The organism is Candidatus Cryosericum odellii, assembly GCF_003570935.1.
Lineage (GTDB): Bacteria > Caldisericota > Caldisericia > Cryosericales > Cryosericaceae > Cryosericum > Cryosericum odellii.
This window is the reverse complement of the sequence record NZ_QXIU01000068.1, coordinates 1-8,336: the sequence shown is the minus strand read 5'-3', so window position 1 is coordinate 8,336 and position 8,336 is coordinate 1. Positions and strand designations below refer to the sequence as shown.

At 61.7% G+C, this 8,336-nt stretch carries 7 protein-coding genes; 1 reads left to right on the top strand and 6 read right to left on the bottom strand.

Annotation, left to right across the window (positions count from 1 at the left end; translation table 11 throughout):
- Nucleotides 1–446: 446 nt before the first annotated feature.
- The gene (locus SMC5_RS02585) at nucleotides 447–1,307 is read left to right on the top strand and encodes a transposase (protein ID WP_119119464.1); all 861 of its coding nucleotides are present in this window, start codon (nucleotides 447–449) and stop codon (nucleotides 1,305–1,307) included.
- Between the two features lie 114 nt (nucleotides 1,308–1,421).
- Here the strand turns inward: SMC5_RS02585 and murJ are convergent, their stop codons facing one another.
- The 6 genes from murJ to lgt all read right to left on the bottom strand — a co-directional run.
- Nucleotides 1,422–3,071, bottom strand: a complete 1,650-nt coding sequence (murJ, locus tag SMC5_RS02580; RefSeq protein ID WP_119119463.1) for a murein biosynthesis integral membrane protein MurJ — start codon at nucleotides 3,069–3,071, stop codon at nucleotides 1,422–1,424.
- A 110-nt stretch (nucleotides 3,072–3,181) separates the two neighbouring features.
- The gene (rfbD, locus tag SMC5_RS02575) at nucleotides 3,182–4,042 is read right to left on the bottom strand and encodes a dTDP-4-dehydrorhamnose reductase (RefSeq protein ID WP_165848938.1); all 861 of its coding nucleotides are present in this window, start codon (nucleotides 4,040–4,042) and stop codon (nucleotides 3,182–3,184) included.
- 64 nt (nucleotides 4,043–4,106) lie between these two features.
- Nucleotides 4,107–4,976: a dTDP-4-dehydrorhamnose reductase gene (rfbD, locus tag SMC5_RS02570; protein ID WP_119119461.1), complete on the bottom strand. Its 870-nt coding sequence runs from the start codon at nucleotides 4,974–4,976 to the stop codon at nucleotides 4,107–4,109.
- A 44-nt stretch (nucleotides 4,977–5,020) separates the two neighbouring features.
- Nucleotides 5,021–5,896, bottom strand: coding sequence for a UTP--glucose-1-phosphate uridylyltransferase GalU (gene galU, locus SMC5_RS02565; RefSeq protein ID WP_119119499.1), 876 nt, complete (start codon nucleotides 5,894–5,896; stop codon nucleotides 5,021–5,023).
- Nucleotides 5,897–5,925: 29 nt separating this feature from the next.
- On the bottom strand, nucleotides 5,926–7,362 hold the full coding sequence (locus tag SMC5_RS02560) for a phosphomannomutase/phosphoglucomutase (RefSeq protein ID WP_119119460.1): 1,437 nt from the start codon (nucleotides 7,360–7,362) through the stop codon (nucleotides 5,926–5,928).
- Nucleotides 7,363–7,625: 263 nt separating this feature from the next.
- Nucleotides 7,626–8,336: prolipoprotein diacylglyceryl transferase (gene lgt / locus SMC5_RS02555; RefSeq protein ID WP_165848937.1), on the bottom strand; the 711-nt coding region annotated here is incomplete at its 5' end.

Genomic DNA, 8,336 nt, shown 5'->3' with positions numbered 1-8,336 from the left:
ACACTTTTGCGGACCAAAAAGTGGAGAAACCAACACTTTTGCGGACATAACTCTGTTCCCCGTTCAGCGGCGCGCACTGACCAGCATCTTTGGAATACGCTGCTCATTAGCCGAGGGTAGGACAAGGAATGGATTCCCGCCTACGCCGAAAGCACCCCTCGTATTGAAAAGAAATATTCGGGGGGGGAATGACGGAAGGTGGCGAGAATTGGCGGGTGTCGCTTACACTCGAATGTAGTGTAAACTAGTAATAGGATGACCATAAGGCCGTCCGCCAAGGAGCGCCGACATGAGTGTGCTGATTCGCACGATCGGTAATCGACAGTACGCATACCTCGTTCGTCGCAGTGGAGGACTATCTTTGGGGTCAGCTGGTAATTAGCCGAGGGTGGTACATTGAAGCAGTTCGAAAATCAGTGGCGTTGACGCCAGTAAGGGAGGACATCATGGCACGACCGTTGCGACTCGAATCGCCTGGAAACTTGTACCACGTCACGGTCCGGGGTGACCGCAAGGAGCGCATCTTCGAGAGTGACGCAGACCGGGTCAGTCTGCTGCAGCTCATCAACGAAGCTGCCGATCTGCACCACTGGCACCTGCTCGCCTACTGCCTGATGGACAATCACTATCATCTCGAAGTCGAGACGCCCATCGCCGGCCTTGCCGAAGGCATGCGCCGCATCGACGGTGCCTACACGCAGCGATACAACACTCGTTACCAGCGCGTCGGGCACGTTTTTCAGGGACGGTACAAGGCCCTGCCGATCCTCACCGAGCAGCACCTCTTCGGTGCGTGTCGCTATATCGTGCGCAACCCACTGCGTGCCGGCCTGGTTCAGGACCCCGCCGAGTGGAAGTGGAGCAGTTACCGCGCGTCCGCTCTGCTGGCTCCAGGCATCAGCGGCTGTGACGCGGCATGGATACGGGTCGCCGCGGCAGACGGGGACCCCGAGAGGTACCGCTCGTGGGTCATGGCGGGCTTTGACGATCCCTGTGACTACCTGCATCCCGCCAGAAAGGCGCCGGGTCGCCAGATGGTCGAGTCAGCCGTCCCGACGCAAGCTGTTGCGCCACAGCAACCTGTGCTGATACCAGTGCGCTCGCTGTCCGAAATCCTTGACGGGTGCGCGTGGCCGTGCCACGGAGCGGACGATGCTGCCGTCTTGCGCCTGCAGTTCCGCGAGGCCATCGCGGCCGGTTATAGCCAGCGCGCCATCGCTGCTGCCCTCGGCACATCGCACGTCACCGTGGGCCGAGTGCTCAAGTTCCCTTTAGGGTCAGCTGCTCATTCGGGTCACGAGTGGTAAGCCGGACCTGCGTCCGGCACATTGTTGACTGTCCGAGAGAGTTGCAGCGCCGACAGCCCAATGTACCACTCTGGGGCATTGAGCAGCGTATCACAAAGAATGTACCACCCTCGGCTAATTACCAGCTGACCCCAAAGGAGACCCCACTGGGAGACGGTGTCTGATGCGACCGAGCAGGAGTCTCCAGCCGTCGATGCGCAAGACGGCACTGCAGACCATGTAGCAGACGGCAGCAGCCCCGCACACGAGGACCAGCCGCAAGGCGACGCCGGTGAAGCCCTGTGGCACACCGATCCATGACCTGGTCAGCAGGGCGACGCCGACGACCGGGATCACTGCGACGACTGTCTTGAAGGTCTGGGACACCAGCGGGTAGTGCGGTGTCGTCCGTACCTCGCCGCGGAAGAACCTGCGAACCAGCAAGGCGTCCATGATCGTGCCCACGGTCACGGCGGCAGTCGTCGAGAGGGCGATGCCCGGAGCCCCGAACCACCTGCCGAACAGCCAGTCCGTGAACGCATTGATGGCGATCATCGCGACACCGACGATCAGCGGCGTCCGCGTGTCCTTGAATGAGTAGAACACGCGGTGCAAGACAGGAAACAGCGCCAGCCCGAGCAGGCCAAGGCAGTACATCTGGACGCATGTTGCCGTGAGGTGCGTGGCCGCTGCGTCGAAGGCTCCTCGCTGGAACAGGAGGCGCACGATGGGTTGAGCCAGGACGACCAGCCCGGCAATGCAGGGGGCCATGATGTAGATCATAAGTGCTACTGTCTTCTTGATGCGGTCCTCATAGGTCGTACGCAACGTTCCGTCGACCGCCATGGAAGAGAACCATGGGAAGACGGCCGTGACGATTGGTGTCGCTGCCAGTGCCAGGGGCAGGTTCCACAGCCGGTTCGAGTAGTCGAGGGCCGAGACGCTCCCCTGCACAAGGTGTGAAGCGAACCAGCGGTCCACGATCGTGTTCAGCGACCCGCCGCCGCCTGAGATCACAAGCGGTACGAGCAGGGCGGCAAAAGCCCCGATGGCACGCCAGTCCACGTGGCGCATGTCCAGGTGGCGAAAGAAACCCCGGCGGCTCAGGAGGAACCACAGGATGGGCGCGAAGCCGACGACCGACATGACGGTCAGGCCCAGCGAGTAGCTCTGGATGCCCAGCGGCGACGAGAAGAAGAGCAGACACCCTACCAGCAGCACGTTGCCGGCGATGTTGGACAGCAGAGGGATCAGGAACTGGCCCTCAGCCTGCGACAACCCCGTCACCAACCCAGTCATCACATTGAAGAAACCCATCGGGACCAGCAAGCGCGTCACCTTGACCGCCAGGTCGTATCGGGAGCCCGTGAAACTGGGCGCGAACAGATGAACCAGCTGGGGGGCCCATATCAGGACGAGTACCGACATGGCGAGGAAGGCCATCCCCCACACGAAGGTCACCTGGTTGACCAGCTCGCGCGCACGCGCCGGGTCGTTCTTGCGGTGGGCGATGTACCACGGCACGATGAGTGTGCTGAGACCTGTCGACACGATACCCAGCAGAACGCTGGGGACCATCATGCCGATGAGGAAGGCATCCGTGATGCCAGTCGCCCCCCAGTTGTGCGCCACGATGGCGTCGCGCGCGAAGCCGATGAACTTGCTGAGCAGCGTGACAATGCTCAGGAACACCGCCGCCTGCGCGACCGACTGCCTGCGCAGCAGCCGATGGCCACGCGACATGGTACCCCCTACTGTTACCTGCTGCTGGTGCTCATCTGCCATGGTCACGCCTCCGGATCTGGAACTGTAGTACGATAGCACGAGGGAGCCGGGAGTGCAACCGCACAACCGTGGACGCTTTGGGATACGCTGTTCAATAGGCGAGGGTGTTTTCAGCTACGGAGCAATACCTCGTGGTACCGCAGGAGGCAGTCGTCGAGGGCGTCTTCCCAGGGACGCATGCCGCCCAGCTGTTCAAGCTCGAACTTGCGGTTGGCCAGGACCGAGTAGACGGGCCGGCGCGCAGGTGCAGGGTAATCCACCGTGTGAATGGCGATGACGGGAACATTCAGGCCCAGGCGGTGCACGATGCGGGTGGCGAAGGCATGCCAGCTGGCCTGCCCCGCGTTCACGCAGTGGTACGTCCCGGAACAGCCGTCCTCGATGGCTGTCCAGAGCTGATGGACGACGTCCTCGGTGAAGGTGGGACTGCCGACCTGGTCATCCACGATGCGCAGTTCGTCCTTCTCATGGGAAAGCCGCAGGATGGTGCGGACGAAGTTGTGCCCGGTGCTGCCGTACAGCCAGGCAAGGCGCAGGATGAGATGATCCGGGTTGGCCTCACGGGTCGCCTGCTCGCCCTGCAGTTTGGTCCTGCCGTAGATGGAGAGAGGGCCCGTGGGGGCCTCCTCGTCGTAGGGCTCCGCCCCCGTGCCGTCGAAGACATAATCGGTGGAGAAGTAGACGACACGGGCACCGACACGCTGTGCCGCCTGGGCCACGTTGCGGGCACCCAGGACGTTGACGCGGTACGCCGCATCCTGCTCGGTCTCAGCCCGGTCCACCGCGGTATAGGCTGCACAGTTGACCACAACGTCGGGACGGGCAGATTCGATGGCCTGTTTGACACCGGCCCGGCCCGTGATGTCCAGCTCGTCCATGACACTGGCGGTCACGTCCACGGTGGGAGACAGGAGGCGGACGACGTCACTGCCAAGCTGACCATCAGCGCCGACAACAAGAAGCTTCATCATCCACACTCCTTCAGGTATTGCGTCAAGGTCGGAAGGCCGGTGCCTCCTGCCAGGACAATGCCTTTCACGATACCTCTTCTCCATGCAGCAGCACGCGCTTGTGGTCGACCAGGAACTCGTACAGCGCTTGGTCCCACTCGCTCATCATGTCCTGATCCTCCAGGCGCAGATGCTCGTGCGCGAGTGGTGTCCGCAGGGGGCGGGGTACGCGGCCGGGGATGTCCGCAGCATGAGCTGGGACTATTGGAGCGTCCAGACCGAGGATCGTCGCCACCGACTGGGCAAACTCGTACCGTGAGGTCTGGCCCTTTCCGGTGACGTGGTAGGTCCCGACGGCGCCGCGCTGGATGAGGAGCATCGTCTGCTGGACAATCTCGGTCGCACTGGTGGGGCTCATGATCTGGTCGTCGGGGAGGGTGAAGGGTGTGCCCGATTGTGCAGCCCGGACGACCGCCGTCACGGGGTTGTCGCCGTGTGCGCCGTAGACGTAGGCGATACGCAGGACCAGGCTATCGGGATTTGCATACCGGACAGCCTCTTCGCTCATGAGCTTGGTGCGTCCGTACCAGTTGATGGGGTTGGGGGTGTCCCATTCCGTATAGACATGGTCCGCAGTGCCGTCGAAGACGTAGTCGGTGCTGAAGTGCACGACCTTCGCCGCCACCTTGTATGCAGCGTGCGCCACGTTGCGCGCACCGAGGACATTGATGCGGTACGCCTGGTCATGGTCCTTCTCGCATACGTCCACGCTGGGCTGGGCGGCACAGTTGATGACCACGGTCGGCTGGAGTTCCAACACCGTACGCTCGACGGCCAGGCTATCGGTGATATCGCACTGCACATGCGTCAGACCGGTCAGATCATCCAGCAAGGAGAGCCGGTCCATGAACTCCCTGCCCAGGCGCCCGCCGGCACCCACCACCAGGACGGTCATGGTCTCAATGTACCACCCGGGTAGGATTTACCAGCTGACCCCAACTAATCAAAGATAGTCTCAAGGGTCTCACTCAGGAACTGCCGCAGGTCGCCTGCCAGCTCGGGACGCTTGAGCGCAAGTGCCACGTTGGCCTTCAGCAGGCCCATCTGGTCCCCGATGTCGTACCGGGTCCCCTTGAACTCGCATGCGTAGACCTTTTTGAAGGGGAGCATGGCCTGGAGAGCATCGGTCAGCTGGACTTCACCGTTCTTGCCTGGTTCCGTCTGCTCGATAGCGTCGAAGATGCCGGGCGTCAGGATGTAGCGGCCGACGATGGCGAGGTTGCTGGGAGCATCGGCGGGCTCGGGCTTCTCGACCAGCCCCGTCACTTCCCAGACACCTGGCACGACGGCGGTCCCCTCGATGATGCCGTAGCTGGACGTCTGCTCGCGCGGGACCTCCATCACAGCTACGACCATCCCCGGATACCGGCGGGCCACCTGCTGCATCTGCACGAGGCAGGGCGTCGGGCCGTCGATGATGTCGTCCGCGAGGAGGACCGCGAACGGATCGCCGTCGATGAAGGCGCGTGCCTGCAGGACCGCGTCTCCCAAGCCGCGCGGCAACTTCTGACGGACATAGTAGACCTGGATCATGTTGGAGATGCGTTGGACCGCGTGCAAGTCGTCGAGCTTGCCATGGGACTCGAGCTCGTGCTCCAGCTCGATGGAGTGGTCAAAGTAGTCCTCGATGGCACGCTTGCCGCGTCCCGTCACCATCAGGACGCTCTGGATGCCGGCATCGATGGCCTCCTCCACCACATACTGGATGGCCGGCTTGTCGACAACCGGCAGCATCTCCTTGGGCTGCGACTTGGTCAACGGCAGGAGACGTGTCCCCATGCCGGCTACCGGGATAACCGCTTTGCGGACTCCCATGTTCTCCATCATGCCCTGTGTACGCTTGGTCATGGCGTAGCCAGCGATGCCAGCGTCTCGTCGAATGCCTTCTTCAGCTGGTCGACCCGCTCCTGCGTCTTCGCTTCAAAGCGCAGGACAAGCAGGGGCTCGGTGTTGCTGGAGCGTACCAGCCCCCAGCCGTCCGCCCACTCGACACGGGCACCATCGATGGTGACCACCTTGACGATGCTGTGCGCCATCTGCGGGAACTTCCGGCGGAACGCGTCGACGAACCCATGCACGAGGTGATCCTTGTCCTCCTCGCGACACGGTCTGCGGATCTCGGGGGAAGCCACCATGGGCGGCAGTGCCCTCAGCAGGTCGGAGAACACGAATTTCGGGTCGGCCCTGAGGCCGTTCGACACGATCTCCAGCAGGCGTAGCGTAGCATAGATGGCATCGTCGTACCCATAGTAGCGGTCGGCGAAGAACATGTGGCCGCTCATCTCGCCCGCCAGCTGGGCCTTCTCCTCGCGCATCTTCTTCTTGATGAGCGAGTGCCCCGTCGGCGACATGATGGCCATGCCACCCAGCTTCTCCACACCGTCGAAGAGGGTCTTGGAGCACTTGACCTCCCCGATGACCTTGGCCTTGCCCGGGCCCTTCCAGTGCGCGATGATATCAGCGGCATAGATGTAGGTCAGCTTGTCACCCCAGACGACATCGCCGTTCTCGTCGACGGCGCCGATGCGGTCGACGTCGCCATCATAGGCGAGGCCGAAGTCCGCGCGTTCGGCAAGCACGCGCTTGCGCAATCCCTCCAGCGTATCCAGACGAGCGGGGTCGGGGTGATGATTGGGGAAGGTACCATCCGGTTCAGGATACATGAACACCGCGTCGATGTGCAGCTTCTTCATCAGGGCAGGGACGACCAGTCCTGCACAGCCGTTGGCGCAGTCGATGACGACCTTGAGCCGCGGCTTGCCCGCTGCGCCCAGAGGTCCATGGCCAAACTGATCCACCAGCTCGTCACGGTACTTGGACAGGAGGTCGAGGTGAGACACCGAACCCACATGAGACGCGATGGGATAGCAGATCTCAGCCAGGTCCGCGATGCGCTGGATGTCGTCGCCGTAGAGCGTCTCCTGGCCGATGGCGACCTTGAACCCGTTGTATTGCGGGGGATTGTGACTGCCGGTGATCATCATCCCGCCGTCCACGTGCAGGGAGAAAAGGGCATAGTAGAGGGCAGGCGTGGGGACGATACCGATGTCGACGACGTCGCCGCCCTGGCTCGTCATACCATCGATGAGCGCATCAGCAAGGTCCTCGCTGCTAGGACGCACGTCGCGGCCGACGGCGAAGGTAAGCGAGGTTGCGCCGGTCCGTTGTCGCACAAGATGAACGTACGCCTGGCCGATACGCCGGGCTACTTCAGGCGTCAGTTCCTTACCGACCTCACCCCTGATATCGTACATGCGAAACATCGACCTGTCGAACGCCATACGCCACCTCCCATACACTGACAACTGCCATCGCCGTGAACAGCCCGCCCAGGCAACGATTCATCGGCCACCTTACCTTCCAGCCATGTCTGACTTCCTCTATTTATGATAGTAGAGGGCGCAGGAGTGTCAAACCAGGCAAGTAGCCCAAACGGCAACAGGTATATGCAGCCCGGACATGGACGGCCAACATAGAACAAGGAGCAGACCGTAATGGTGTGCGTCCCCTGCGTCTTGTTTGCTTCTTGCACTTTCTCGTATTGTCAAGTAGATGCATGCCGTGCTGCGACGTCAGGCGTTGCCGGCTCTTCAAGGGGTATGGAATGGACCGGAGGGTGGCGCTTGAGGATCACTGAGGCGATGACTCCCACGAGGACAATCGTGATGTCTGTCCACTGGTTCGGAGTCAGACTGAGCACGTGGACGGGGATGTCGCGAAAGAACTCCACGATGAAACTGGTGATACCGTAGAGGTACAGATACCAGATGAAGACCTGGCCATCATAGCGTTTGCGCTTTCGGACGACCCAGAACAGAATGGCAAACACGAGAAAGCCAGAAGCAGAGTTGAACAGCTGAGCCGGCCAGACTTTCTGATTGAGCAGGGTGGACTCGGACAAGGGGTTGGTAAAGATGACGCCAAGCCGCGACGTCGTAGGTGTTCCGTTCGAGTCGCCATTGAGCCAGCAGCCGATCTTTCCAATGCCGAATGAGAGAGCGAGAAAGGGCGCCGCAATGTCGGCCATGTGCCAGAACGGCAGTCGGCGGCGGCGCATCAAGAAGCCGGCAGCGATGACGCCGCCAATAATACCGCCAAAATAGGAGAGGCCTCCTTCCCAGATCGCAAGGATGCGGAGGGGATGAGCGAGATACCACAGGACATTTCCAGACGTCATGATCCAGCCGATGCGAGCCCCCAGAATGCCGCCAATCACAGCGGCGATCGCCATGTCGAGAACGTAGTCTGCATTGAT